This window comes from Streptomyces sp. NPDC051136, from assembly GCF_044455745.1.
Lineage (GTDB): Bacteria > Actinomycetota > Actinomycetes > Streptomycetales > Streptomycetaceae > Streptomyces.
On record NZ_JBITFE010000008.1, the window covers coordinates 105,304 to 129,108 of the forward strand.

23 protein-coding genes are annotated in these 23,805 nt (G+C 72.3%); 15 read left to right on the forward strand and 8 right to left on the reverse strand.

Annotation, left to right across the window (positions count from 1 at the left end; genetic code table 11):
• Positions 1–105: 105 nt before the first annotated feature.
• The 13 genes from ACIBCJ_RS23435 to ACIBCJ_RS23495 all read left to right on the forward strand — a co-directional run bounded on the left by ACIBCJ_RS23435 (position 106) and on the right by ACIBCJ_RS23495 (position 11,769).
• Entirely contained in the window at positions 106–1,419 is a 1,314-nt protein-coding gene (locus tag ACIBCJ_RS23435; RefSeq protein ID WP_365978324.1) for a hypothetical protein, read from the forward strand.
• 66 nt (positions 1,420–1,485) lie between these two features.
• Positions 1,486–2,058 carry a GNAT family N-acetyltransferase gene (locus ACIBCJ_RS23440; RefSeq protein WP_362092787.1) on the forward strand — a complete coding sequence of 191 codons (573 nt, stop codon included), beginning with the start codon at positions 1,486–1,488 and terminating at the stop codon, positions 2,056–2,058.
• A 150-nt stretch (positions 2,059–2,208) separates the two neighbouring features.
• Complete coding sequence (locus tag ACIBCJ_RS23445; protein ID WP_350890428.1) at positions 2,209–2,292, forward strand: putative leader peptide; 84 nt, start codon at positions 2,209–2,211, stop codon at positions 2,290–2,292.
• A gap of 151 nt (positions 2,293–2,443) precedes the next feature.
• The gene (gene sirA / locus ACIBCJ_RS23450; protein WP_362512013.1) at positions 2,444–4,141 is read left to right on the forward strand and encodes a sulfite reductase SirA; all 1,698 of its coding nucleotides are present in this window, start codon (positions 2,444–2,446) and stop codon (positions 4,139–4,141) included.
• The gene (locus ACIBCJ_RS23455; protein WP_133886273.1) at positions 4,138–4,317 is read left to right on the forward strand and encodes a hypothetical protein; all 180 of its coding nucleotides are present in this window, start codon (positions 4,138–4,140) and stop codon (positions 4,315–4,317) included. The genes sirA and ACIBCJ_RS23455 overlap by 4 nt, the downstream gene beginning before the upstream one ends.
• Positions 4,314–5,024 (forward strand): phosphoadenylyl-sulfate reductase, encoded by a 711-nt coding sequence (locus ACIBCJ_RS23460; RefSeq protein ID WP_362092780.1) that lies wholly within the window; start codon positions 4,314–4,316, stop codon positions 5,022–5,024. The genes ACIBCJ_RS23455 and ACIBCJ_RS23460 overlap by 4 nt, the downstream gene beginning before the upstream one ends.
• 1 nt (position 5,025) lies before the next feature.
• Positions 5,026–5,619, forward strand: a complete 594-nt coding sequence (cysC, locus tag ACIBCJ_RS23465; RefSeq protein WP_365978325.1) for an adenylyl-sulfate kinase — start codon at positions 5,026–5,028, stop codon at positions 5,617–5,619.
• Entirely contained in the window at positions 5,616–6,563 is a 948-nt protein-coding gene (gene cysD, locus ACIBCJ_RS23470; protein ID WP_133886276.1) for a sulfate adenylyltransferase subunit CysD, read from the forward strand. The genes cysC and cysD overlap by 4 nt, the downstream gene beginning before the upstream one ends.
• A 2-nt stretch (positions 6,564–6,565) precedes the next feature.
• Complete coding sequence (locus ACIBCJ_RS23475; protein ID WP_362092776.1) at positions 6,566–7,948, forward strand: GTP-binding protein; 1,383 nt, start codon at positions 6,566–6,568, stop codon at positions 7,946–7,948.
• A 233-nt stretch (positions 7,949–8,181) separates the two neighbouring features.
• Positions 8,182–9,285 carry an aliphatic sulfonate ABC transporter substrate-binding protein gene (locus ACIBCJ_RS23480; RefSeq protein WP_362092773.1) on the forward strand — a complete coding sequence of 368 codons (1,104 nt, stop codon included), beginning with the start codon at positions 8,182–8,184 and terminating at the stop codon, positions 9,283–9,285.
• A gap of 33 nt (positions 9,286–9,318) precedes the next feature.
• Complete coding sequence (locus ACIBCJ_RS23485; RefSeq protein WP_362092770.1) at positions 9,319–10,113, forward strand: ABC transporter ATP-binding protein; 795 nt, start codon at positions 9,319–9,321, stop codon at positions 10,111–10,113.
• Entirely contained in the window at positions 10,100–11,011 is a 912-nt protein-coding gene (locus ACIBCJ_RS23490; protein WP_362092767.1) for an ABC transporter permease, read from the forward strand. Before ACIBCJ_RS23485 ends, ACIBCJ_RS23490 begins: the two co-directional genes overlap by 14 nt.
• Before the next feature lie 8 nt (positions 11,012–11,019).
• Complete coding sequence (locus ACIBCJ_RS23495; RefSeq protein ID WP_362092763.1) at positions 11,020–11,769, forward strand: sirohydrochlorin chelatase; 750 nt, start codon at positions 11,020–11,022, stop codon at positions 11,767–11,769.
• Between the two features lie 2 nt (positions 11,770–11,771).
• Here ACIBCJ_RS23495 and ACIBCJ_RS23500 read toward each other — a convergent pair whose 3' ends face one another.
• Positions 11,772–12,320 carry a DUF1697 domain-containing protein gene (locus ACIBCJ_RS23500; RefSeq protein ID WP_362092760.1) on the reverse strand — a complete coding sequence of 183 codons (549 nt, stop codon included), beginning with the start codon at positions 12,318–12,320 and terminating at the stop codon, positions 11,772–11,774.
• Positions 12,321–12,694: 374 nt separating this feature from the next.
• Here ACIBCJ_RS23500 and ACIBCJ_RS23505 point away from each other — a divergent pair, with 374 nt between their 5' ends.
• The gene (locus ACIBCJ_RS23505; RefSeq protein WP_365978326.1) at positions 12,695–14,965 is read left to right on the forward strand and encodes an MMPL family transporter; all 2,271 of its coding nucleotides are present in this window, start codon (positions 12,695–12,697) and stop codon (positions 14,963–14,965) included.
• Between the two features lie 75 nt (positions 14,966–15,040).
• Here ACIBCJ_RS23505 and ACIBCJ_RS23510 read toward each other — a convergent pair whose 3' ends face one another.
• The 5 genes from ACIBCJ_RS23510 to ACIBCJ_RS23530 all read right to left on the reverse strand — a co-directional run bounded on the left by ACIBCJ_RS23510 (position 15,041) and on the right by ACIBCJ_RS23530 (position 20,520).
• A complete protein-coding gene (locus ACIBCJ_RS23510) occupies positions 15,041–16,294 on the reverse strand; it encodes a glycosyltransferase (protein WP_365978327.1) in 1,254 nt (417 codons plus the stop codon).
• Positions 16,291–17,073, reverse strand: a complete 783-nt coding sequence (erm(O), locus tag ACIBCJ_RS23515) for a 23S rRNA (adenine(2058)-N(6))-methyltransferase Erm(O) (protein ID WP_365978328.1) — start codon at positions 17,071–17,073, stop codon at positions 16,291–16,293. Before erm(O) ends, ACIBCJ_RS23510 begins: the two co-directional genes overlap by 4 nt.
• Before the next feature lie 389 nt (positions 17,074–17,462).
• Positions 17,463–18,743, reverse strand: coding sequence for a sugar ABC transporter substrate-binding protein (locus ACIBCJ_RS23520; protein ID WP_362510526.1), 1,281 nt, complete (start codon positions 18,741–18,743; stop codon positions 17,463–17,465).
• Positions 18,743–19,576 carry a carbohydrate ABC transporter permease gene (locus ACIBCJ_RS23525; RefSeq protein WP_362092745.1) on the reverse strand — a complete coding sequence of 278 codons (834 nt, stop codon included), beginning with the start codon at positions 19,574–19,576 and terminating at the stop codon, positions 18,743–18,745. Before ACIBCJ_RS23525 ends, ACIBCJ_RS23520 begins: the two co-directional genes overlap by 1 nt.
• Positions 19,573–20,520, reverse strand: a complete 948-nt coding sequence (locus tag ACIBCJ_RS23530; protein WP_362092741.1) for a sugar ABC transporter permease — start codon at positions 20,518–20,520, stop codon at positions 19,573–19,575. The genes ACIBCJ_RS23525 and ACIBCJ_RS23530 overlap by 4 nt, the downstream gene beginning before the upstream one ends.
• A 171-nt stretch (positions 20,521–20,691) precedes the next feature.
• On the opposite strand from ACIBCJ_RS23530, the gene ACIBCJ_RS23535 reads away from it, so the two are divergent.
• Entirely contained in the window at positions 20,692–21,567 is an 876-nt protein-coding gene (locus ACIBCJ_RS23535; protein WP_365978329.1) for an aminoglycoside phosphotransferase family protein, read from the forward strand.
• 56 nt (positions 21,568–21,623) lie between these two features.
• On the opposite strand, the gene ACIBCJ_RS23540 is transcribed toward ACIBCJ_RS23535, so the two are convergent.
• Positions 21,624–22,358 carry a 3'-5' exonuclease gene (locus ACIBCJ_RS23540; RefSeq protein WP_365978330.1) on the reverse strand — a complete coding sequence of 245 codons (735 nt, stop codon included), beginning with the start codon at positions 22,356–22,358 and terminating at the stop codon, positions 21,624–21,626.
• A gap of 115 nt (positions 22,359–22,473) precedes the next feature.
• Positions 22,474–23,721, reverse strand: coding sequence for an SAV2148 family HEPN domain-containing protein (locus ACIBCJ_RS23545; protein ID WP_362092732.1), 1,248 nt, complete (start codon positions 23,719–23,721; stop codon positions 22,474–22,476).
• Between the last annotated feature and the right edge of the window lie 84 nt (positions 23,722–23,805).

The window sequence follows — 23,805 nt, forward strand, 5'->3', positions numbered from 1 at the left end:
CCGGACCGCCGGTCTGTCGTAGCATCCTCTACGGACCGCCCCATCCGCTCCTCGGTCAACGCGACCACCGTCGAGCGCAGTTGGTCCGGTGTCCGTGGAGGTTGTATGAAGCAGCGCGGCAGACACCGCCGGCGCAGACGGGGCAGGGCGCTGCGCGCGGCCCTGACCGGCGCGGCACTCGCGTTGACCGGTGCCGCCACGCTGATCAGCGCCTCGCAGGCCACGGTCGCCGACGATCCCGGCACCCTGAGACCCCTCACCTCCGCCGCCGACACCGACGCACTGCGGCTGACCGAGCACCGGGTGCCGACGGCCTGGCTCGACCGGCTCTCCGCCACGATGGGCGACCCGGTGGGCGTCGACACGGTCCTCGGCTCCGCCGACCGCAGGCTGCGCGAGGGCGCCGACTGCACGGCCGGGGAGCGCGAGGAACTGCCGGTCTCCCCCGCCGCCACCCACGCCTACTGCTGGGACGAGGCGGACACCGACGGCTGGCGCCCCGGCGCGGTCACCACCTCGGCGGACGCCGACGAGGACGGCCGCTGGGGCACCCACCGCGTCGTCCTCTCCGCCTGGTCCCGCGACGACGGCACTCCCCAGGGCGGCCTCGCCCGGGTCTCCTTCGTCGAGGCCGACGGCCCCGGCCGGCTCGGCTACACCTCGGCGCTCCTCGCCGTGCCGGTCGACGGCGGCCACGACTACCGGGGGCTCGCCTCCCCCGTCACCGGCATGGTCTGGTACCAGGACAAGCTGCTGGTCACCGCCGCCACCGGGGACCGCGAGGCGCTGTACGTGTACGACGTGGACCGGGTCCAGCGCGCCACCACCGCGGCGGACGCCGTCGGGCGGGTGCCCGGCGGCTGGGCGGCGGGCGGTCACCGGTACGTGCTGCCCGCCGTCGCCTCCTACCGGCTTCCCGACACCGACGGCGCGGCCCGGCCCGGCGCGATCTCCCTGGACCGCGGCACGGCCCCGGCCAGCCTGGTGGCGAGCGAGCGCGTGGACGCGGACGACGGCCGGCCCACCCGGCTGTGGCGCTACGCGCTGCGCACCACCACCGACCCGGCGCGCACCGGACTGCCCGCCACCGACTCCGCCGGGCACGTGAACGCGGTGGAGGCGTACGAGACCGGGGCGGCCGAGGTCGGCGGCGTGCTGTCGTACCGTCCGCCGGGCACGGCACGGACCGAGTGGTACCTGGGGCGCACGGCCGGCGGACACGAAGGGCGCGGGACCCTGTGGCGCCAGGACACGGAGGGCGCCCGGGCCTCGGAGTGCGGGGCGGACCGGTCGCAGCGGTGCTGGAGCGGCCGGGCGGGCTCGTTGTCGTACGCGGCGCCGACCGGCGAGGTCTGGTCCCAGTCCGGCCGTGTGCTCTTCGCGCTGCCGCTGTCGGCGGTCGTGGACGCGATCGGCTGACGGGCGCCCCGGGCCGCGCGGGGCGGGAATCGACAGATCCGCGAGGCGGATGATTCCCTGACCGGCATGACCAACATCGCCGTGACCACGTGGTCCCTGGAGCAGACGGCGCCCACCGATCTGCTGCCGGCCGCCGCACCGGAGGGGGACGTCCGGATCGTCCGCGCCGAAGTGCCCTCCCCCGAGTTCAGCCGCTTCCTGTACGCCTCGGTCGGCGGCGACATCCGGTGGACGGACCGGCTCGGCTGGAGCTACGCGCGGTGGCGGGAGCACCTGGAGCGGCCGGGCGTGGAGACCTGGGTCGCCCACGACCGGGGCACGCCCGCCGGATACGTGGAGCTGACGCCCGGGGACGACGGGGTCGTGGAGATCGAGTACTTCGGCCTGATCGAGGCCTTCCGCGGCCGGGGCATCGGCGGTCACCTCCTCTCCTGCGGCACCGCCCGCGCCTGGGACCTGGCGGAGCGCTGGCCGGGGCTGGCCACCACCAAGCGGGTGTGGCTGCACACCTGCAGCAAGGACGGCGCGCACGCCATGGCCAACTACCAGCGGCGCGGCTTCCGCCTGTTCGACACCAAGGTGGAGGAGGAGGCGGACGTGGCCACCCCAGGGCCCTGGCCCGGGGCTTTCCCTGCCTGACCTGCGCCGACACATCGGTTTTCGGCCGTGTCACCGGCCGCGCCGCCGCGCGTGTGACCAAGGACACCCTTGTCTCGCTCCATGAGACAAGGGTGTCCACATTTTGGATTAAGCTGGACCAGTCACAGATCGCCGTGCCACGCTTCCGTCATGTCTGGAACTGGAATTGCCTTGGTGAGTCGGCGGCACGTCGACCTCGGCCGCATGTCCAGCGCCATCTGTCCGGGCCGCTGAGAGCTACCTCCAGCACCTCCGGATTCCTCGCATTCTCCTTGCTCCCGCGCAATGACGCGCACGCGTGCCTCCTGTACGCCCACGTAGTGCCATGCGCCATGCGCGCAGGTCAGAGCCGCTTTCCGCCCGTTTCCAAAGGACGTGTCACACCATGGCCGCCACTCCGCCGAAGCCTGCTGCCGCGAGCCCCCGCCGCAAGGTGAGCCGTCACCGCGGTGAGGGCCAGTGGGCGGCCGGGCACTTCACCCCGCTCAACGCCAACGAGCAGACCAAGAAGGACGACGACGGTCTCAATGTGCGGACACGCATTGAGACGATCTACTCCAAGCGCGGTTTCGACTCGATCGACCCCGGCGACCTGCGCGGCCGGATGCGCTGGTGGGGCCTGTACACCCAGCGCCGGCAGGGCATCGACGGCGGCAAGACGGCCATCCTGGAGCCGGAGGAGCTGGACGACAGCTACTTCATGCTCCGTGTCCGCATCGACGGCGGCGCCCTGACCACGGCCCAGCTGCGCGTCGTCGGTGAGATCTCGCAGGAGTTCGCGCGCGGCACGGCCGACATCACCGACCGGCAGAACGTCCAGTACCACTGGATCCGGATCGAGGACGTGCCGGAGATCTGGAACCGCCTGGAGGGCGTCGGCCTCTCCACGGTGACCGCCTGCGGCGACACGCCCCGCGTGATGATCGGCTCCCCCGTGGCGGGCATCGCCGAGGACGAGATCATCGACGGCACGCCGGCGCTGGAGGAGATGAAGCGCCGGGTCCTGAACAACCCGGCGTACTCGAACCTCCCCCGCAAGTTCAAGACCGCGATCTCCGGGTCGCCGGTGCAGGACGTCGTGCACGAGATCAACGACGTGGCGTTCGTCGGCGTCGAACACCCCGAGCACGGGCCCGGTTTCGACCTCTGGGTCGGCGGCGGTCTGTCCACCAACCCCAAGCTGGGCGTGCGGCTGAACGCCTGGGTGCCGATCGAGGACGTGCCCGACGTCTACGAGGGCGTCATCTCCATCTTCCGCGACTACGGCTACCGGCGGCTGCGCAACCGCGCCCGGCTGAAGTTCCTGGTCGCCGACTGGGGCCCGGAGAAGTTCCGCCAGGTGCTGGAGGACGAGTACCTGAAGCGGAAGCTGACCGACGGCCCGGCGCCCGCCGAGCCCACCAGCCGCTGGCGCGACCACATCGGCGTGCACCGGCAGAAGGACGGCCGCTACTACGTCGGCTTCGCCCCGCGCGTCGGCCGCGTCGACGGCACGATCCTCACCAAGGTCGCCGACCTGGCCGAGGCGCACGGCTCGGGCCGGGTGCGCACCACGGTCGAGCAGAAGATGATCGTCCTCGACGTCGAGGAGGGACAGGTCGACTCCCTGGTGGAGTCCCTGGAGGCGCTCGACCTCACCGCCCGCCCCTCCACCTTCCGGCGCGGCACCATGGCCTGCACCGGCATCGAGTTCTGCAAGCTCGCCATCGTCGAGACCAAGGCGCGCGGCGCCTCGCTGATCGACGAACTGGAGCGCCGCCTCCCGGACTTCGACGAGCCCCTCACCATCAACCTCAACGGCTGCCCGAACGCCTGCGCCCGCATCCAGACCGCGGACATCGGCCTCAAGGGCCAGCTCATGCTCGACGAGCGGGGCGAGCAGGTCGAGGGCTACCAGGTGCACCTGGGCGGCGCCCTCGGTCTGGAGGCCGGCTTCGGCCGCAAGGTGCGCGGCCTCAAGGTCACCGCCCGGGAGCTGCCGGACTACGTGGAGCGCGTGCTGAAGCGTTTCCAGGCCGAGCGCGAGGACGGCGAGCGCTTCGCCGCCTGGGCGGCCCGGGCCTCCGAGGAGGCCCTGTCGTGACCGAGCGCGCCGCGCCCTTCTACTGCCCCTACTGCGGCGACGAGGACCTGCGTCCGGGCGAGCAGGGCCACGGAGCCTGGGAATGCGGGGCATGCAACCGCGCCTTCCAGTTGAAGTTCCTCGGGCTGCTGACCCGGGGACTTCAGCCCGACTCCACGGGAGGGGAACCGATATGACGGCGGTTCAGGAAGACCGTACGACCGAGGAGCTCAAGGCACTCGCCGAGCGGGCGGGCCGTGAGCTGGAGGACGCCACCGCGCTGGAGATCCTCCGGTGGGCGGCCGGGACGTTCGGCAAGCGCTTCTGCGTGACCTCCTCCATGGAGGACGCGGTCGTGGCCCACCTCGCCTCGCGCGCCCTGCCCGGCGTGGACGTGGTGTTCCTCGACACCGGCTACCACTTCCCGGAGACCATCGGCACCCGCGACGCGGTCGAGGCCGTGATGGACGTCAACGTCATCACGCTCACACCCCGGCAGACGGTCGCCGAGCAGGACGCCGAGTACGGCCCGAAGCTGCACGACCGCGACCCGGACCTGTGCTGCGCGCTGCGCAAGGTGAAGCCGCTGGAGGAGGGCCTCGCGGGCTACCGGGCGTGGGCGACCGGGCTGCGCCGCGACGAGTCGGAGACTCGGGCGAACACGCCGGTCGTCGGCTGGGACGAGAAGCGGGGCAAGGTGAAGATCTCGCCCATCGCGAAGTGGTCACAGGAAGATGTGCAAGCGTACGTCACCGAGCACGGCGTCCTCACCAATCCGCTGCTGACGGACGGCTATGCCTCCGTGGGCTGCGCGCCCTGCACCCGCCGTGTGCTGGAGGGCGAGGACGCCCGGGCCGGACGCTGGGCGGGCCGCTCCAAGACCGAGTGCGGACTGCACGGCTGACATGACGACCACCACCGGACCGACGACGTCGGGACCATCGACCTCCAGGGAGAACCACGTGACGACCGGAGCCACCGTCTGGCTCACGGGGCTGCCCAGCGCCGGCAAGACCACCATCGCCCGCACGCTGGCCGAGCGCCTGCGTGAGGAGGGCCGGCGCGTCGAGCTGCTCGACGGCGACGAGATCCGCGAGTTCCTCTCCGCGGGCCTCGGCTTCGACCGCGCGGACCGGCACACCAACGTGCAGCGCATCGGCTTCGTCGCCGAACTGCTCGCCCGCAACGGCGTCACGGCGCTGGTCCCGGTCATCGCGCCGTACGCCGACAGCCGCGACGCGGTGCGCGAGCGCCACGAGGCGAACGGCACGGCGTACGTCGAGGTGCACGTGGCCACGCCCGTCGAGGTGTGCTCGGTGCGCGACGTGAAGGGCCTGTACGCCAAGCAGGCCGCGGGTGAACTGACGGGGCTCACCGGGGTGGACGACCCCTACGAGGAGCCCGTCAAGCCCGACCTGCGCATCGAGTCGCAGGACCAGACCGTCCACGAGTCCGCCGCGGCGGTCCACGCCCTGCTCACCGAAAGGGGACTGGCATGACGACGTCCGTGACGTCCGCGGCCGCGGTGGAGGGGGGCACGGGCAGCCCGTACGCCCTCTCCCACCTGGACGCGCTCGAGTCCGAGGCGGTGCACATCTTCCGCGAGGTGGCGGGTGAGTTCGAGCGGCCGGTGATCCTCTTCTCCGGCGGCAAGGACTCGATCCTGATGCTGCACCTGGCGCTGAAGGCGTTCGCCCCGGCGGCGGTGCCGTTCTCCCTGCTGCACGTGGACACCGGGCACAACTTCCCCGAGGTCCTGGACTACCGTGACCGCACGGTCGAGAAGCACGGGCTGCGGCTGCACGTCGCCTCCGTGCAGGACTACATCGACCGCGGGGTGCTCAAGGAGCGCCCGGACGGCACCCGCAACCCGCTCCAGACGCTGCCGCTGACGGAGAAGATCCAGGCGGAGAAGTTCGACGCCGTCTTCGGCGGCGGGCGCCGGGACGAGGAGAAGGCCCGCGCCAAGGAGCGGGTGTTCTCGCTGCGCGACGAGTTCTCCCAGTGGGACCCGCGCCGCCAGCGCCCCGAGCTGTGGAACCTGTACAACGGCCGGCACGCCCCCGGCGAGCACGTCCGGGTCTTCCCGCTGTCCAACTGGACCGAGCTGGACGTGTGGCAGTACATCGCCCGCGAGGGGATCGAACTGCCGGCCATCTACTACGCCCACGAGCGCGAGGTCTTCGCCCGCTCCGGCATGTGGCTGACCGCCGGCGAGTGGGGCGGCCCGAAGGACGGCGAGAGCGTCGAGAAGCGGCGGGTGCGCTACCGCACCGTCGGCGACATGTCCTGCACCGGCGCCGTCGACTCGGACGCCGACAGCATCGAGAAGGTGATCGCCGAGATCGCCGTCTCCCGCCTCACCGAGCGCGGCGCGACGCGTGCCGACGACAAGATGTCCGAGGCCGCGATGGAAGACCGCAAGCGCGAGGGGTACTTCTAACCATGACCAGCACCACCGAACCCATCGAGCCCGCCCCGTCGGCCGAGTCCGCCGAGGCGCTGTCGGTGTGGCAGCTGTCGGAGACGACGCTGCTGCGCTTCGCCACCGCCGGATCGGTCGACGACGGCAAGTCCACGCTGGTCGGCCGTCTCCTGCACGACTCCAAGTCGGTCCTCACCGACCAGCTGGAGGCCGTCGAGCGCGCCTCGGCGAGCCGCGGCCAGGACGCCCCGGACCTCGCGCTGCTCACCGACGGCCTGCGGGCCGAGCGCGAGCAGGGCATCACCATCGACGTGGCCTACCGCTACTTCGCCACCCCGCGCCGCCGGTTCATCCTGGCGGACACGCCGGGCCACGTGCAGTACACGCGGAACATGGTCACCGGCGCCTCCACGGCCGAGCTGACGGTGATCCTGGTCGACGCCCGCAACGGCGTCGTCGAGCAGACCCGCAGGCACGCCGCGATCGCCGCGCTGCTGCGCGTCCCGCACGTCGTCCTGGCCGTCAACAAGATGGACCTGGTCGACTACCAGGAGTCCGTCTTCGCCGGGATCGCCGAGGAGTTCACGGCGTACGCCACCGAACTGGGCGTCCCCGAGGTCACCGCCATCCCGATCTCGGCCCTCGCCGGTGACAACGTGGTGGAGGCCTCCGCGGTCATGGACTGGTACGGCGGCCCGACGGTCCTCGAGCACCTGGAGACCGTGCCGGTCAGCCACGACCTGGCGCACTGCCACGCCCGGCTCCCCGTCCAGTACGTGATCCGGCCGCAGACCTCCGAACACCCCGACTACCGCGGCTACGCGGGCCAGATCGCGGCCGGCACCTTCCGCGTCGGCGACGAGGTCACCGTGCTGCCCTCGGGCCGCACCTCCAAGGTGTCCGGGATCGACCTGCTCGGCGAACCGGTCGAGGCCGCCTGGACGCCGCAGTCGGTGACGCTGCTCCTGGAGGACGACATCGACATCTCGCGCGGCGACCTGATCGTGCCCCGCGAGGACGCCCCCGAGACCAGCCAGGACGTCGAGGCCACCGTCTGCCACGTCGCCGACGCGCCGCTCACCGTGGGCCACCGGGTGCTGCTCAAGCACGGGACCCGCACCGTCAAGGCGATCGTCAAGGACATCCCGGCCCGGCTCACCCTGGACGACCTGTCCCTGCACCCGCACCCCGGGCAGCTCGTCGCCAACGACATCGGCCGCGTGAAGATCCGCACCGCCGAGCCGCTGCCCGCCGACTCCTACGCCGACTCGCGGCGCACCGGTTCGTTCATCCTGATCGACCCCAGCGACGGCACCACGCTCACGGCCGGCATGGCGGGCGAGTCCTTCGCCGCGCCGGAGCCGGTCAAGGACGCGGCCGACGACGACGGGTGGGACTTCTGACCATGTTCTTCCCCGACTTCTACTCCACGTTCGCCAAGGAGGGCGGCCGCGTCGGCAGCGGCTTCCTCGGCAGCGGGCAGGGCGGAGTGGCGCGATGTGCGCGCTGACGTACGCGCACCGCTCGCGCGCCCACACCCCCCACAGCCGAAGACCTGCCGACCTCCCGGCCACGACCTGACACCTCGGACGATCCGACAGGCGTGCGTGCCGGACCAACGAGAGGAACACCTCCCGTGCCTGCCACCACTGCCCTTCGCCGCACCCTGGCGGTCATAGCCGCCCTTCCCCTGCTCTCCCTGGCCGCCTGCGGGTACGGATCCGAGGCGAAGGACGACGACTCCGCCAAGGTCGCCGAGGGCGCCGACAAGATCGACGGCCTCGACTCCGTGCGGATCGGGTACTTCGGCAACATCACGCACGCCACGCCCCTGGTCGCCAACCAGAAGGGCCTCTTCCAGAAGGCGCTGGGCGCCACCGAGGCCAAGTACGCGGTCTTCAACGCGGGCCCGTCCGAGATCGAGGCGCTGAACTCCGGCTCCATCGACATCGGCTGGATCGGCCCCTCGCCCTCGATCAACGGCTACACCAAGTCCGGCGGCAAGAACCTGCGCATCATCGGCGGTTCCGCGTCGGGCGGCGTGAAGCTCGTGGTGAACCCGGACAAGATCAAGTCCCTGAAGGACGTCAAGGGCAAGCGCATCGCCACCCCGCAGCTGGGCAACACGCAGGACGTGGCGTTCCTCAACTGGATCGCCGAGCAGGGCTGGAAGGTCGACGCGCAGAGCGGCAAGGGCGACGTGACGGTCGTGCGCAGCGACAACAAGGTCACCCCGGACGCCTACAAGTCCGGTTCGCTGGACGGCGCCTGGGTGCCCGAGCCCACCGCGTCCAAGCTGGTCGCCGAGGGCGGCAAGGTGCTCCTCGACGAGTCGACGCTGTGGCCCGACGAGAAGTTCGTGATCACGAACATCATCGTGTCGCAGAAGTTCCTCAAGGAGCACCCGAAGGCCGTGGAGGCGGTGCTGAAGGCGTCGGTCGACACCAACGCGTGGATCACGGCCCACCCGGACGAGGCGAAGACGGCGGCCAACGCCCAGCTGGAGAAGGACTCCGGCAAGGCGCTGCCCGCGGCCGTGCTCGACCAGGCCTGGAAGTCGATCAAGGTGATCGACGATCCGCTGGCCTCCACCCTCGACGCCCAGGCGGAGCACGCCGTGAAGGCCGGTCTGCTGGACAAGCCCGACCTGACCGGCATCTACGACCTGACGCTGCTCAACAAGGTCCTCAAGGCCAAGGGCAAGCCCGCGGTCGACGACGCCGGACTCGGCGTCGAGTAGAGCCCGGATCCGACCACCCAGGAGGTGACGACCATGGCCACGACCACGACCCTCGCCAAGGCCGCCGACGGTACCGAGCCGGCCGCGTACGCCGCCCGGATCGAGCACGTCTCGAAGTCCTTCGCGGGCCCCGCCGGGCAGCAGCTCGTCCTGGACGACATCACCCTCGATGTCGCGCCCGGCGAGTTCGTCACCCTCCTGGGAGCCTCCGGCTGCGGCAAGTCCACGCTGCTGAACCTGGTGGCGGGGCTGGACGAGCCCACCGCGGGCGGCATCAGCACGGACGGGCGGCCCGCCCTGATGTTCCAGGAGCACGCCCTGTTCCCGTGGCTGACCGCGGGCAAGAACATCGAACTCGCCCTCAAGCTGCGGGGCGTGCCCAAGCCCGAGCGCCGCGACAAGGCGGAGGAGCTTCTCGAACTCGTCCGCCTCAAGGGTGCGTACGGCAAGCGGGTGCACGAGCTGTCGGGCGGTATGCGCCAGCGGGTCGCGCTGGCCCGGGCGCTCGCCCAGGAGAGCAGGCTGCTGCTGATGGACGAGCCGTTCGCGGCGCTCGACGCCATCACGCGGGACGTGCTGCACGACGAGCTGACCCGCATCTGGCGCGAGACACGGCTGTCCGTGCTGTTCGTGACGCACAACGTCCGCGAGGCCGTGCGGCTGGCCGAGCGGGTCGTCCTGCTGTCCTCGCGTCCCGGGCGCGTGGCGCGCGAGTGGACGGTGGGCATCCCGCAGCCGCGCCGTATCGAGGACACCGCCGTGGCGGAGCTGTCCGTCGAGATCACCGAAGAACTGCGTGGGGAGATCCGCCGACATGGCCAGCACTGACACGACGCGTCCCGCCGGGGACCGCAGCGCGAAGGACGTCGGCGACCTCGCCGGTCTGGAGGCGGGCCTGGACGCACTGGAGTCGGTGCAGCAGGGCCGCACACCGCTGCGGCGGACCTTCGTCGAGAAGATCCTGCCGCCCGCCGTCGCGGTCCTGCTGGTCCTCGCGGTGTGGCAGGCCCTGGTCTCCTTCGAGATCGTCGACGACCCGACCAAGCTGCCCGCCCCCTCGGACGTGTGGGAGGTCGTCCACCAGGCGTGGCTGAGGGGCGAGTTGCTCGGCTACATCTGGACCAGCGTCTCGCGCGGCCTGCTCGGCTTCTGCTTCGCGCTGCTGATCGGCACCCCGCTGGGGCTGCTGGTGGCGCGGGTGAAGTTCGTGCGCGCGGCGATCGGCCCGATCCTGTCCGGCCTCCAGTCGCTGCCGTCGGTGGCCTGGGTGCCGCCGGCCGTGATCTGGCTGGGCCTGAACAACTCGATGATGTACGCCGTCATCCTGCTCGGCGCGGTGCCCTCCATCGCCAACGGCCTGGTGTCCGGCGTCGACCAGGTCCCCCCGATCTTCCTGCGCGCGGGCCGCACCCTGGGCGCGACGGGGCTGAAGGGCACCTGGCACATCGTGCTGCCCGCCGCCCTGCCCGGCTACGTGGCCGGCCTCAAGCAGGGCTGGGCGTTCTCCTGGCGCTCACTGATGGCCGCCGAGATCATCGCGTCCTTCCCCGACCTCGGGGTGGGCCTCGGGCAGTTGCTGGAGAACGGCCGCAACGCCAGCGACATGGCCATGGTCTTCGAGGCCATCCTGCTCATCCTGATCGTCGGCATCGCCATCGACCTGCTGATCTTCAGTCCGCTGGAGCGGTGGGTGCTGCGCAGCCGCGGTCTGCTGGTGAAGGGCTGAGGTACGCCGTGTCCACGTCGCTGCGCCCCGTGCTCCTGGTCGTCGCCCACGGCAGCCGCGACCCGCGGCACGCCGCGACCGTGCACGCCCTGGTCCGCCGGGTCAGGACGCTGCGTCCCGACCTGCGGGTGGAGACCGGCTTCCTGGACTTCAACGTTCCCTCGGTGCCGGGCGTCCTGGAGTCCCTGGAGACGGAGGGCGTGCGGGACGTGGTGGTCCTCCCGCTGCTGCTGACCCGCGCCTTCCACGCCAAGGCGGACATCCCCGCCGTCCTGGCGGCGGCGCCGCCCCGGCTGCGGATCCGGCAGGCCGAGGTGCTCGGCCCTTCGCCGCTGCTGCTGTCGGCGCTGGAACGGCGCCTGTACGAGGCGGGCCTCACGCCCGCCGACAAGTCCTCGACCGGGGTCGTACTGGCCTCGGCGGGGTCCTCCGACCCGGAGGCGATCGCAGTGATCGCTGAAATCGCGCGGGAGTGGCGGCTCACCGGTTGGTGCGCCGTGCGGCCTGCGTTCGCCTCCGCATCCCTCCCGCGCACCGAGGACGCGGTGCGGCAGTTGCGCGCGCTGGGGTGTGCGCGCGTCGCGGTGGCCCCGTACGTCCTGGCCCCGGGATTCCTGCCGGACCGCATCGCGCGGGGCGCGGCCGGGGCGGATGTGCTGGCGGACGTCCTGGGGCCCGCACCGGAGGTGGCGCGGGTGCTGCTGGAGCGGTACGACGCCGCGCGGGCGCCGTCGGCGCGGGCGGCCGGGGCCGCCTGAGGTCAGGGACCGGTCAGTTCCACCAGCTTGGTGACGGTGTTCCAGTTGCGGGTGGTGGCGACGACACCCTTGTTGACAGCGGGTTTGGCCAGGGCCTCGGCGAGCTTGGAGCGGCCGAGGCCGTCCGGCGCGTGGAGGTACAGGGCGCGGTCGCCGAGCCGGAACTCCTCGGGCAGGAAGGCGGCCCGGTCGACCGGCGCGAAGCGCTCCTCGGTGACCGGCGCGGAGAAGTACGTGACGTGCAGCTGCCTGGCCTCCAGTTCGGCGGCGGGGAAGGGGCACGCCTCGACGACCGCCTCCAGGTAGGCGTGGTCGCGCACGATCACGTCCACCGGGAAGCCGAACCGCTCCTCGATCGCCCGGGCGAGGCCGGCCGCGAGGGAGTCCTCGTCGCCGTGGTCGGAGGCGAAGACGGCCTGCCCGCTCTGCAGATGGGTGCGTACGGCGTCGTGTCCGAGGGAGGTCAGCAGCGCGCGCAGGTCGGCCATCGGGACCTTCCGGCGGCCGCCCACGTTGATCCCGCGCAGCAGGGCCGCGTACATCGTCGTCATCGGCACACCTTAGAACGGCCGTCGTGCCCCGTGGGGGTGGGCACGACGGCCGGGGCGCGCGCCGGGCGCACGTGCGTGTCACTCTCTCCGATGCGGGGCGGGGGATTCAACCACTGCCCGCGCCTGTGACTTGGCCGACAACCCTGCGGACGTGCCCCGTCCCGTCACCGCCCCTGATCAACGCACGCGTGGGCCCCCGATACGTGTAGGGGGCGGGGATCCTCCTCAGCGGTGAGGACGGCGGTCCGGAGGGATGAGGGGGCGGCGCCGTACGTCGCCTGGGAGCACGACGCGTCGGCCTTATGCCGGCCATACCTTCGAATCGCAAGGTGACGGCAGGGGGCCGGCACCGCACGTGAGGGGGCAGGCCGGTCATGCGGAACCGAGAGACACGGGTGCGGGGCATCGCCGCCCGGGCGGGTGGCTGGAGCGCCCGGCACCGGTGGGCCGCCGTCGGGATCTGGGTGCTGTTCGTCGTGCTGGCGATGGGGCTCGGCTCGGCGGCCGGCCGCGTCGACGTCGAGGACAGCGACCAGATGGGCGGCGAGACGCACACCGCCGCCCGGATCGTGGAGGACGCCGGGATCGACGAACCGGCCGGTGAGACGGTGCTGATCCAGGCGAGGTCCGGCGGTGTGAAGGCCACGGACGCCGAGTTCCGGGCCGCCGTCGGCGCGGTCGTCACGGCGGTGGAGAAGACCGGGGAGGTCACGGGCGTCACCTCGCCGTACGACGCCAGGACGATCTCCGAGGACGGGCGCAGCGCGCTGGTCCAGTTCGACATGCGCGGCGAGGCGGACACCGCGGGCGAGCGGGTCGAGCCGGTCCTGAAGGCGGTCGAGGGCGTCCAGAAGGAGCACGAGTCGCTGCGGATCGAGGAGATCGGCGGCGCCAGCATGATGAAGACGTTCGACGACGCGTTCGGCGACGACTTCAAGAAGGCCGAGTACTCGGCGGTGCCGGTGGCCCTCGGCATCCTGCTGGTCGCCTTCGGCGCGCTGGTGGCGGCACTGGTCCCGGTGGCGCTGGCGATCACCGCGATCATCGCGACGATGGGCCTGATGGGCCTGGTCAGTCACTTCCAGCCGATGAGCGAGACCGCCAACTCCGTGATGCTGCTGGTCGGTCTGGCCGTCGGCGTCGACTACTGCCTGTTCTACCTGCGCCGCGAGCGCGAGGAACGCGCGGCGGGCCGGGACGCGCAGACGGCGCTGAGGATCGCCGCCGCCACCAGTGGCCGGGCGATCGTGGTCTCCGGTGTCACGGTGTGCGTGGCGATGGCGGGCATGCTGTTCACGGGCATCGCCGAGTTCGAGGCGATGGGCCTGGCGTCGCTGATGGTGGTCGCGGTCGCCATGGTCGGCTCGGTGACGGTGCTGCCGGCGCTGCTGTCCCTGCTGGGCGAGCGGGTCGAGAAGGGCCGCGTGCCGTTCCTGCGCCGACGCAGGCCGGGCGGCTCCGCCGGTGAGGGCAGCCGGTTCTGGACGGCCGTGCTGAAGGGCGTCCTCGCCAAGCCGCTGCTGTCCGCCGCGGTCGCCGTCGGCGCGCTGCTGGCCGTCGCCGCGCCCGCCCTCGGCATGAAGACCCAGAACCTCACGCTGGACCAGGAGTTCGGCGACTCGCTGCCCATCGTGCAGACGTACAACCGGGTCAACGAGGCCTTCCCCGGCGGTTCCGACCCGGCCGAGGTGGTCGTGAAGGCCGACGACATCAACGCGCCCGAGGTCCGGGCGGCGCTCGCCGACTTTCGTGAGCGGGCGATCAGTTCGGGTGCCTCGCGCGGTCCGGTGGACATCACGATGCACGACGAGCAGAACGTCGCGCTGGTCTACGTGCCGTTGGTGGGCGGCTCCGACCAGGACAAGGCGGGCGAGAGCCTGGAGAAGCTGCGCGACGACGTGCGGCCGGCGACGCTGGGCGAGGTCGACGGCGTTCAGGCCCCGATCACCGGGCAGGTGGCCGGCAACAAGGACTTCAACGACCAGCTCGTCGGCTCGGTCCTGCCGGTCTTCGCCTTCGTCGTGGTCTTCGCCTTCCTGCTGATGCTGCTGTCCTTCCGCTCGCTGACGGTCGCGCTCACCTCGATCGTGCTGAACCTGCTGTCGGTGGGAGCGGCGTACGGCATCCTGGTCGCCGTCTTCCAGCACGGCTGGGGTGCCTCGCTGGTGGGCGCGGAGGGCGTGGGCGCCATCATCACGTGGCTGCCGCTGTTCCTCTTCGTGATCCTGTTCGGTCTGTCGATGGACTATCACGTCTTCGTGGTCTCCCGGATCCGCGAGGCACGGCTGCGCGGGCGCTCGACCCGGGACGCGATCCAGCACGGCGTGGTCACCACGGCGGGCGTCGTCACCAGCGCCGCCGTCATCATGGTCGCGGTGTTCGCCATCTTCGGCACGCTGTCCATGCAGTCGATGAAGCAGATGGGCGTGGGCCTGGCCGCGGCGGTGCTCATCGACGCGACGATCATCCGGGGCGTGCTGCTGCCGGCCGTGATGTCGCTGCTCGGCGAGCGCAACTGGTACCTGCCGAAGTGGCTGCACCGGCTGCCGGACCTCACCCACGACGAGGCGCCCGAGGCACTCGCGCCGGCCGTCCGGGACGGCGAGGGCGAGCGCGGGGAGCGGGGCGAACCGGTCGGGGTCTGACCGGCGCGCCCATGGCCGCAGGGCCCGCCGGTTCCGGGGGAACCGGCGGGCCCTGCGGTGTGCGGTACGGGGAAGTCAGCGCCTCGCCGCGGCCAGTTCGGCCTCGATGAGGTCGGCGGCCCGCCGGGTGCCGCCCTCCTGGGCCATCTGCGCCTGGATCTCCTTCAGCCGCCCGGCCACCTCGGCGTCGTCGACCAGGGCGAGGGCGGCGGTGCGCAGCGCCTCGGCGGTGGCCTCCTCGGTCGGGAGGGTACGGGCGACACCGAGGCCCTGGAGGATGTCGGCGTTGCCGAACTGGTCCGCGGCCTGCGGTACGGCGATCATCGGCGTGGCGGTTGCCAGGCCCTCCTGACTGCCGCCGGCGCCCGCGTGGGTGACGAACAGGTCGGCCTGCTGGAGGATCGCCAACTGCGGCACCCAGGTGCGCACTTCCACGCCGGCCGGTACGTCGCCCAGCTCGGCGGGGTCGACGTGCCGGCCGACCTGGAGCACCGTGTGCCAGCCGGGCAGCTCGCCGAAGGCCTCGACGCACTCCCGGTAGAACGCGGGCTGCTTGGTGAAGGCGGACCCGAGGGAGACGAGCACGACCTTGTCGGCACCCTCGGGACGCGTCCAGCCCCCCTCGGCGGTGCGGTCCCCCTGGCAGGCGCCGACGAAGGTGTAGGCCCTCTCGTCCATCCGGTCGGCCTGGGGCTGGAGCGCCCTGGGGATCAGCACCAGGGAGCGGGCGGGGCGACCGAGGAACGGGTCGGGGTGCTCGCTGATCCCGTTCTCCTCCAGCCAGGCCTGGAAGCGGGCGTAGTAGGCCCGGCCGCGCTCGGTCTTCAGCGGCTCCTCCCACATCGGCTCGGCGACCTCCTGCTCGTATCCCTCCCAGGCGACCATGCAGGGCGACAGGGAGATCGCCGGCACGTTCCAGCGGCGGCTGAGGACGCGGGCGGTGTACGAGGCGATGTCGTGCAGGACCAGGTCCGGCTCGTCCCCCTCGTACGCCTCGGCGAGCTGCGGGAGCGACTGGATCGCGTCGTCGAGGAAGGGCTCGACGTTGTCCAGCAGGGTGCTCCCCCATGCCTCGGGGTCGGCGTCGGGGCCGGGCAGCGTGCTGTTCCAGAGCTTGGGCTCGGCGCCGGCCTCGGCGACCTTGTCCGCGAGCAGCGGCGGGATCGCGTAGGTCACCCGGTGCCCCCGCGCGACGAGCTCGCGGATCACCTCGAGGCTGGGGTTCACGTGACCGTGGGCGGCGATGGAGAACATGGCGATGTGCGCGGGAGTGGGCATGACTCCACCGTATGCGAGACGAGACGTCTCGTGCAACTGATAACGCTTCACCCCGCCAGCTCCTCGTGCAGCCGCAGCCAGCGGCCGGGCGCGACCTCGCCGACGAGCACGCCGGGATCGAGCCGCGCGGCCCGGAACGCCGCGTCCACCCGGCGCCGCGGGTGGGCCCGGCGCAGGGAGGCGTGCAGCGAGCCGCCGACACCCGAGAAGCCGAGTTCGACCAGGTCCGCCCAGGTCCGGCGGGCGGCGGCTTCGGTCAGCAGCGGGGTGCGGCGCCGTTCGATGCGGAGGATGCCGGCGTCGACGCGCGGCGCCGGGCGGAAGCGGTGCCGGCCCACCCGGCCCACCAGCCGCCATTCGTGCCGCGGCCAGGTCAGGACCGTGAGCAGGCTCCAGCGGCCGTAGTCACCGGTGCGCTTGCGGGCGTACTCGAGCTGGGTGAGGAGGGTGGCTTCGGTGAGAGCGGGTGCGGTCAGGCACCAGTCGACGATGCCGGCCGTGCGGGAGAACGGGACGTTCCCGGCCACCGAGAAGGGCGCGCGCGGAGGCCGGGAGGCGAGGAAGTCACCGGCGACGACGCGGACGTGCGGGCTGCGCGCGAAACGGGCGCGCAGTACCGGCACGAGCCGGGGGTCGATCTCGTGGGCGTGCAGCTCGCGGCTGCGGCGGGCGAGCGGCTCGGTGAGGGCGCCCTTGCCCGCGCCCACCTCGACGACGAGGGGCGGGCGCCCGCGGTCGGGGGCGGCGAGCCGGGCGACGTGGTCGGCGGTGGCGCGGTCGGTGAGGAAGTTCTGCGAGAGCGTGCGGGCACGCTGGGTGGGGCGGGCCATGGCCTGCGGTCCTTGTCTTCCGTGACGAAGGGGAAAAGGGCAGCCGAAGGCCCTGACCGGAAGACGAAGGCGAAAAGGGATGCGGAGGCTCAGCCCCGCCGCAGGCGCGCCGGGCGCGAAGGACGCTTCGGGCGCGTCAGCGGCGGGGGGACCCCGGGCCGGTCAGGGCTCCGGGGCCACGACGCATCCTGATGGCGTACGTGCAGCCCCGGCCGAGACCGGAGTTGAAGATCGCGTTGAAAGCTGCCACGGAGCCGACGCTAGGCGGGGCCGCGCCCGGCGGGCAACCGGTTTTCGCGCGAACGGCCGCCGGCGCGGACGGCCGCCGGTGCGGACAGCCGTCGGTGCGGACAGCCGTCGCTGCGGACAGCCGTCGCTGCGGGCGGCCGTTAGCGCTGGTAGCGGGCGAGCACCAGGTTCCCGTCCTCCTCCATCCTGTGGCGCAGTTCGTCCATGCCGATCGCCCCGCTGTAGTACTCCTGGAGCGCCGGTGTCGCGACCTTGTCCTTCCACTCGGCGTAGCCCCGCACGGACTGCGCGGGCGCCGGGCGCAGGTGCCCGGCGAGGGCGGTGCCGGTGGCCCAGCCGTGCTCGGCCGTGTGCAGGGCGGGGTCCTTCAGGGCCTGCTCGCCGGTGGGCAGCATCCAGTCGCCGAGTGCGAGGCGCACCATGTTGTCCGGCTGGAGGAGGAAGTCGACGAACGCGGCCGCCTCCTTCTTGTGCGGGCTGTCCTCGGCGACCGACAGGGTCTGCGGGCTGACGCCCTGGGCGAGTCCGTCGGCGCCGGCCGGGGCGGGCAGCACCTGCCAGTCGAAGCCCTCGGGCGCCTGCTGCTCGATCTGCTGGCGGTAGGAGAAGCCGAGCGGCACCATCGCGTACGTGCCCGCGAAGAAGCCGGGCAGGGTGTCGGAGCCGCCGCTGCCCAGGGTGGTGGGCGAGGCGCTGCGGTCGGTGCGGACCTGCTCCCGGACGGTGCGGGGCACCACCTGGTCGCCCTCCTCGAAGCGGACGGTCACCCTGCCGTCGGCGCCGCGGTGGAAGAGCCGGCCGCCGGTGGACAGGGAGAGGTTGAGCGTGGCGGAGACGGGCTCCTTCAGCGGCCAGGCCACCCCGTACCTCCCCTCGCCGCTCAGCTCCTTCGTCACCTGCCGGAACTCCGGCCAGGTCCAGGGGTGTTCCGGCGTGGGGATCCGCACGCCCGACTTCCTCAGCAGGGCCGCGTTGGCGATCAGCACCCGCGGCTCCTGGAGGAACGGCACGCCGTAGACGCCGTCGCCGAACGTGGCCGCCTCCCAACTGCGCTCCGGTATGTCCGACGTCAGCCGTGCGGGCAGCAGCCCGGTGAGGTCGGCGAGGTAGCCGCCGTAGGCGAAGTCCGCGAGGTCGTCGGAGGCGTCGTGGATGATGTCGGGTGCCTCACCGCCCTCGAAGGAGGTGAGGAGCTGGTCGTGGACGCTGTCCCAGCTGCCCTGGACGTACTCGACGCGCACGTCCGGGTGGGTGGCGTTCCACTCGCGCACCAGTTCCTTGTTGGCCTTCACCGACTCGTCCTGCCAGGCCAGGGACTGGAAACGGAGGGTGATCCGGCCGTCGTCGCGGTCGCCGCCCCCCGCACAGCCGGCGAGGAGCAGGACGAGGGCGAGGAGCAGGGTGGTGGTTCTGGTGCGCATCAGCTCTTCACCGCCCCGGCGAGCATGCCGCCCGTGATCCGCCGCTGGATGAGGGCGAAGACCACCAGCGAGGGCAGGGTGGCGAGGACGGCAGCGGCGGCGAGGGGTCCGAGGTCGGCGACGCCCTCGGCGCCGATGAAGTGGGTGAGGATCACGGGCAGGGTCTGTTTCTCCGGTGTCTTGAGCAGCACCAGCGCGAAGAAGAACTCGTTCCACGCGGTGATGAACGCGAACAGGGCCGTCGCGACGATCCCCGGCGCGAGCAGCGGCGCGGTCACCGAGACCAGCGTCCGCAGCCGGCCGGCGCCGTCGACCGCGGCCGCCTCCTCCAGCTCGCGCGGTACGGCGCGGACGTACCCGGCGAGCATCCACAGCGCGAACGGAAGCGACCACACGACGTACACCATCACCAGGCCGGGGACGGAGTTGATCAGTCCGAGGTTCTTGAGGACCAGGAACAGCGGGATGATCAGCAGCACGAAGGGGAAAGCCTGGCTGACCACGACCCAGCCGGTGGCCGCCTTGACGAGCCGGCCGCGACGGCGGGCCATGACGTACGCCATCGGCGTCGCGATCAGCACCGCGACCAGGGCGGCGCCGAGCGCGGCGAGCAGGGAGTTGAGCCCGGCGCGCAGCAGCGGCTGCTCGTCGAAGGCCTGCCGGAAGTTGTCGAGGGTGGGGTGCTCGGGGATCCAGGTGGGATGCAGACTGGCCAGCTCGCGCGGCGGTTTGAAGGCGACGGAGATCAGCCACAGGAACGGGAAGGCGAGGAAGACCAGATACGCGAGCAGTGCGGCGTACTGGCCCACCCGGGCGCTCGTCGAGGTCCTCACGCCTCGTCACCTCCCCCGGCTCCGCCGCGCAGCCGGCCGACGAGGAAGACGGCCAGCACGACCGAGATCACCGCGACCAGTACGCAGCCCATCGCCGCCGCGTAGCCGAACTGCCCGTAGTGGAATGCCTCTTCGTAGGCGAAGAGCATGGGCAGCCGGGTGCGTCCGCCCGGACCGCCGTTGGTCAGCACGTAGACCAGGGCGAAGGAGTTGAAGTTCCAGATGAGGTTGAGCGCGGTGATGGCGAGGGCCACGGGCCTGAGGGCGGGCCAGGTGACCGTGCGAAAGCGCCGCCAGGCGCCCGCGCCGTCGACGGCGGCGGCCTCGTGCAGCTCGCGCGGGGTGTTCTGGAGCCCGGCGAGCAGGGCGACCGTGGTCTGCGGCATGCCGGCCCAGACGCCGACCACGATGACGGCGGGCAGGGCGGTGCCGAGCCCGCTGAGCCAGTCGCGGCCGTCGCCGAGACCGAGGTCGCGCAGGGTCTCGTTGAGGATGCCCGCGTCCGTGTTGTAGACGAGCCGCCACATGATGCCGACGACGACCTCGGGCATCGCCCAGGGGACGATCGCGAGAGCGCGGGCCAGCCAGCGCAGCCTCAGGTTCTGGTCGAGCAGCAGGGCGAGGCCGAGCGCGAGCAGGAACTGCGGCACCGTCACCCCGGCGGCCCACACCAGGCCGATCCGGAACGACTCCCAGAACAGCGTGTCGTGCAGCAGGTCCTGGAAGTTCAGCGCGCCGATCCACTGGGTGGGTTCCGTGCGGCCCGACTGGGCGTCGGTGAACGCCAGCAGGATGCCGTAGAGCAGCGGACCGACGCTGAGGACCAGGATCGGGATCAGCGCGGGCAGCACCAGGAACCAGGCGCCGTGGTCCGGTCCGCCCGGTGGGCGGTCCGTGCCGGGCGCGTCACGCGCCGGTCTTCTCGCATCGGTCACCGATGTCACGTAATCAACCGTTTTGCACGGCTCGGACGGGCCTGGCCATGGTCGTGAAGTGACCGTGTCCCGTCAAGGGTCCGCGTACACCCTCCCACCAGTGCGAATGCGACACTGACCGACGGTCGGCGAGCACACGGGACTCGCGGGAGAACATCGAGGGCACGGAGGCGCGGGACGATGGACGAGGTACGGGCGCGTGAGGTGCTGGCCGCGGCGGGGGTGCTGCCCGGCGCGGCCCGGGAGGCACGGGAGGCACGGCTGCTGGCGCTCGGCGAGAACGCCGTGTTCGCCTCCGGGGACCTGGCGGTCAAGGTCGGCCGCGACGCCGAACTGCTGGACCGGGCGCGCCGGGAGCTGGCCGTCGCGCTCTGGCTGGAGGAGGCGGGCGTGCCCGCGGTGCGGGCGGCCGACCCGACGGCGCTGATCGTCGACGGGCACCCGGTGACCGTGTGGCGCCGCCTGCCCGAGCCGGTGCGGCCCACCGAGCCGCGGGACGTGGCCGCGCTGCTCCGGCTCGTCCACGAGCTGCCCCTCCCCTCGTCCTTCGAGCTGCCGCCCCGCGAACTGCTGGGCGGCGTGGAACGCTGGCTGCGCCTCGCGGGCGACGTGATCGACCCGGCGGACGCCGCGTACCTGCGGGAGCGGCGGGACGGCTTCGCGTCGGCCGCCGCCGCGCTCACCCCGCACCTGCCGAGGGGCCCGATCCACGGGGACGCGCTGCCCCGCAACGTGCACGTCGGCCCCCGAGGACCGGTCCTGATCGACCTGGAGACCTTCTCCGCCGACCTGCGCGAGCACGACCTCGTGGTGATGGCGCTGAGCCGGGACCGCTACGGGCTGCCCGCCGAGGCGTACGACGCCTTCACCGCGACCTACGGCTGGGACGTGCGCGAGTGGGACGGCTGCGCCGTGCTCCGCGGCGCCCGGGAGACCGCCAGCTGCGCCTGGGTCGCCCAGCACGCGCCGAGCAACCCGAAGGCCCTGGCCGAGTTCGAGCGCCGGGTGGCGTCGCTGCGGGACGGGGACCCGACGGTGCGGTGGTACCCCTTCTGACCCGGCGCGGCTGCTCAGGCACGGCTGCTCCGGCAGGGGTGCTCCGGCAGGGACGCTCAGACCCGCTCGTCGGCCGGTTCCGCGGTCAGCTCGCGCAGCGGCCAGGTCCCGTCGACGAGGGCCGTGGGATCGCCCTTGCGCCGCAGGAAGGCCTGGAAGTCGGCCGCCCACTCGGCGCACCACTCGATCTGACGGCGGTGCAGCTCCGCCGGACCGAAGGCCGCGACCTTGGGGTGCCGGCCGGCTATCGCGCAGGCGAGCCGCGCGGCGGCGAGGGCGTCGGCCGTGGCGTCGTGGGCGGCGTCGAGCGGGACGCCGTACTCCCGGCAGACCGCCTCCAGATTGCGCTTGCCCCGGCGGTAGCGGTCGACGGAACGGTCGATGGTGTACGGATCGACGACCGGGGCGGGGTCCAGACCGCCCAGGCGCTCGCGCAGGGACGGCAGTCCGTGCCGCCGCAGCTCGGCGGAGAGCAGGGTGAGGTCGAAGGCCGCGTTGTAGGCGACGACCGGGACGCCCGCCTTCCAGTGGTCCGTGAGGACGCCGGCGATGGCGTCGGCGACCTGGTCGGCGGGCCGGCCTTCCCTGGCCGCCCGCTCGTTGCTGATCCCGTGCACCGCGACCGCGTCCGCCGGGATCTCCACGCCGGGGTCGGCCAGCCACTCCCGGCGGCCGAGCGGAACTCCGCCCCTGACCTCGATCACGGCTCCCGTGACGATGCGCGCCTGGCGCGGATCGGTGCCGGTCGTCTCCAGGTCGAAGCCGATCAGCAGCTCGCGGTGCCAGCCCATGGGCGGTCCCCCTCCTCGGTGGTGCGTCCCCCAGTGGTCTCCACCTTCGCACGGGCCACTGACAATCAGAGGATCGCCTTCCGCTTCCGCTCGCGAGGTCCCGGGAACACGCCGGTCAGGACACCGGGCGCGAATCCGCCCACATCAGCTCGAACTCCTCACGGTAGGTGGGGAAGAGTCCGCCTTCCTCCAGCCGGTCCGACTTCACGACCTTTCCGCCGTTGCGTCCGTTGCGCAGGACGAGGACCGGTGCCTCCATGCCGCGCGTCCGGCGCAGGTAGGACTGAACGACCGCGATGCCGTCGGTGCCGTCCCCGTCGACGAGGTACGCCGTGAAGCGGGGTGTCTCGTCGAAGACCTGGATCTCGAAGGCGCCCGGGTCCCGCAACCGGGCCCGCACCCGGCGCATGTGCAGGATGTTCATCTCCACGGCGCGGCTCAGCTCGCCCCGCTTGATGCCCAGTTCGCGCTCCCGGCGCTTGATCGCGCTGGAGGCCGGGTTCAGGAAGAGCAGCCGGACCCGGCCGCCGGCCTCGGCCATCCGCAGCAGGCGCCGGCCGGAGAAGTTCTGCACCAGGAGGTTGAGGCCGATGCCCAGTGCGTCCACCCGGCGGGCGCTGCCGAACAGGTCCTCGGCGGGGAACTGGCGCAGCAGCCGCACCCGGTCCGGGTGCACGGCGACCACGTCGGCGTAGCGGTCCCCGACCAGGTCCTCCACCGCGTCCACCGGCAGGCGGCGGGCGGAGGGCACGTCACTGCCCGCGCCGAGGACTTCGAGCAGCCGCGCGGCGGCCCGTTCGGCCTGGTTGAGGACGGCCTCGGACAGGGCCCGGTTGCGGGAGACGACGTTGCGGGTGACCTCCAGCTCGTCCAGGGCCAGTTCGACGTCGCGGCGCTCGTCCACGTAGGGCTCGAAGCAGGGCCAGTGCTGCACCATCAGCTCGCGCAGCTGGGGCAGGGTGAGGAAGCTGAGCACGTTGTCGTCGGCCGGGTCGAGCAGGTAGCCCTTGCGGCGGCTGACCTCGCGGACCGCGACGGCGCGCTGCACCCACTCCTGGCCGGCGGGCCCGGCGGCGGCGACCACCCAGTCGTCGCCGTGGACCGGTTCGTAGACGGGCCGCAGGACGGCGGCGACCACCGCGCGCAGCCGCTGTTCGACGAGGTTGAGCCAGATGTAGGCCCGGCCCGCCCGCTGCGCACGGGTGCGCACCTCGTGCCAGTCCCCGGCGTCCCAGTCCAGCTCCGGACCGATCGCGCCCGCGTTCATCGGCCGCGCCAGGGACACCGCACCGGGCGGGACGTCCGTGGAGGTCCCCTGGTGACCCTCGTCACCAGGAGGCAGCTCCAGCCCTCCCGAGCCCACCCGAGTACCGCCTTCCGCTCCCCCGGTCACTGCCGGGGACACCCCGTCCCAACGATCAAGGAAGGGTACTCCGGGAGCGGTCCG

Coding starts and splice junctions, on each gene's coding strand:
- ACIBCJ_RS23435 (WP_365978324.1), top strand. CDS start 106: ATGAAGCAGCGCGGCAGACACCGCCGGCGCAGACGGGGCAGGGCGCTG.
- ACIBCJ_RS23440 (WP_362092787.1), top strand. CDS start 1,486: ATGACCAACATCGCCGTGACCACGTGGTCCCTGGAGCAGACGGCGCCC.
- ACIBCJ_RS23445 (WP_350890428.1), top strand. CDS start 2,209: ATGTCTGGAACTGGAATTGCCTTGGTGAGTCGGCGGCACGTCGACCTC.
- sirA (WP_362512013.1), top strand. CDS start 2,444: ATGGCCGCCACTCCGCCGAAGCCTGCTGCCGCGAGCCCCCGCCGCAAG.
- ACIBCJ_RS23460 (WP_362092780.1), top strand. CDS start 4,314: ATGACGGCGGTTCAGGAAGACCGTACGACCGAGGAGCTCAAGGCACTC.
- cysC (WP_365978325.1), top strand. CDS start 5,026: ATGACGACCACCACCGGACCGACGACGTCGGGACCATCGACCTCCAGG.
- cysD (WP_133886276.1), top strand. CDS start 5,616: ATGACGACGTCCGTGACGTCCGCGGCCGCGGTGGAGGGGGGCACGGGC.
- ACIBCJ_RS23475 (WP_362092776.1), top strand. CDS start 6,566: ATGACCAGCACCACCGAACCCATCGAGCCCGCCCCGTCGGCCGAGTCC.
- ACIBCJ_RS23485 (WP_362092770.1), top strand. CDS start 9,319: ATGGCCACGACCACGACCCTCGCCAAGGCCGCCGACGGTACCGAGCCG.
- ACIBCJ_RS23490 (WP_362092767.1), top strand. CDS start 10,100: ATGGCCAGCACTGACACGACGCGTCCCGCCGGGGACCGCAGCGCGAAG.
- ACIBCJ_RS23500 (WP_362092760.1), bottom strand. CDS start 12,320: ATGACGACGATGTACGCGGCCCTGCTGCGCGGGATCAACGTGGGCGGC.
- ACIBCJ_RS23505 (WP_365978326.1), top strand. CDS start 12,695: ATGCGGAACCGAGAGACACGGGTGCGGGGCATCGCCGCCCGGGCGGGT.
- ACIBCJ_RS23520 (WP_362510526.1), bottom strand. CDS start 18,743: ATGCGCACCAGAACCACCACCCTGCTCCTCGCCCTCGTCCTGCTCCTC.
- ACIBCJ_RS23535 (WP_365978329.1), top strand. CDS start 20,692: ATGGACGAGGTACGGGCGCGTGAGGTGCTGGCCGCGGCGGGGGTGCTG.
- ACIBCJ_RS23540 (WP_365978330.1), bottom strand. CDS start 22,358: ATGGGCTGGCACCGCGAGCTGCTGATCGGCTTCGACCTGGAGACGACC.